Genomic DNA, 1,534 nt, shown 5'->3' with positions numbered 1-1,534 from the left:
CACCCTACTCCCAACGCAGAACAAGAAGACCGTGATTTCAATGTAAACCTTAAATGGCAAAAACAAGAGGAAGATCGCGACATCAATCTAATGATTTGGCATGATACTAACAGACGCTACTATGATAATCCGGGCGAGTGGAAACACACCGGTCCCAGCACCCACAAAACGTATACGATGGGGCTTTCCTTCGATTATACCAAATACGATCTCTCCTTTAATGATGAAGGCACAGAAAGTGGACATATTTTAACTTGGGGAGCAGAGATAAAGCACAACCGGTTAGATAGTTCAGAAGTTGGCTACCGGCAAGATTTAAACGGGGCTGCTTTTATCCAAGACAGTTGGCAACCAGCTGAATTAGAGAATTTAAAAGTGACCGCTGGCGTTCGTTATGACTATAACCAGATTTTTGGTGGACAACTTAATCCTCGTGTCGGTTTTACCTATCGCCTACAGGATGAATTGAGTTTTCATGCGTCCATGGGCCGAGCCTACCGTGCTCCCACCTACGACGACCTTTACTGGCCAGAGGATGGTTATGTAGGTGGTAACCCGGCTTTGCTTCCAGAAACCGCCTGGGCTCATGAAGCAGGGCTGCGTTTTATTAATGATAAAGGTGATACCCAGGCCGAGTTAAATGTGTTCCAAAATAATGTTAGCCAGCTAATCAATTGGGCACCGGACAGCGAAGGCGTTTGGCGTCCTTCAAATATTGGTTCGGCTCAGATAAACGGAGTAGAAGTATTACTTAAGAAGGAATTCAATCAACACTTCAGAGGTAACCTGAATTATACCTATCTGGATGCCAAAGACCTGGATACAAATAACCAATTAAAGCCTAATCATAAATGGGGTTTGGGTCTGAGCTATACTGACCAGATTGGTGATGATCAAGATAATTTTACCGCTGGTCTTAATGGTTATATAGTAGCCGGCCGGCCGGATGGGTTAGAAAACTACTATATCGTTGATGCCAATATTACCAGAGACTTCACCCTGGGGAATGAAAACGACCAAAAAATAAAACTTAGCTTTTCAATTAAGAATCTATTCGATCAACGGCCTGAGTTAGTAAGTGGTTATCCCATCCAAGGTAGAACATTTATGCTGGGTATCAGCACCAATTTTTAATTAACCAAGCAATAAAGGGGAGTATTCCTTTATAATCCCCAAAAAAAACAAAGATAAAAGAAAAAACTAAAGGCTGAAAAGATGAAAATAAAAAACTTAAAAATACAAGCTAATAACTGAGGAAGGAGAAACGTTTTCCTCAATAATGGGGGCGCTGCCCCCCTTATAACCCCCCAAAAGGCTAAAAATATAAAGGATTTTCTCGCCCTTGACGGGAGAGGATTAAGGTGAGGGTGGTCTTTTAGAAATCCCCCCTTCTGGGGGAAACATAGGCATGGACCCAGGTTTTCATTGTTATTTGGTGCTCCGAAGGGGCATGAGGTCTATTTTTGGCTGTCTTTAATAGGGAGATACTGGAGAAGAATGAAAGGCAAATCTATTTATGTTGCATTAGTAATTT

General features: G+C 42.1%; 1 protein-coding gene. It reads left to right on the top strand.

Translation table 11 applies throughout. From position 1 onward, the window contains the following. The coding region (locus GXZ17_RS00990; RefSeq protein ID WP_409375426.1) for a TonB-dependent receptor plug domain-containing protein at window positions 1-1,134 on the top strand (1,134 nt) is incomplete at its 5' end. Window positions 1,135-1,534 lie beyond the last annotated feature (400 nt).

This window comes from Candidatus Sordicultor fermentans, from assembly GCF_012728195.1.
Classification (GTDB): domain Bacteria; phylum Atribacterota; class Atribacteria; order Atribacterales; family Caldatribacteriaceae; genus Sordicultor; species Sordicultor fermentans.
Note: the sequence above shows the minus strand (reverse complement) of the source record. Positions and strands in the feature narration are given on the sequence as shown.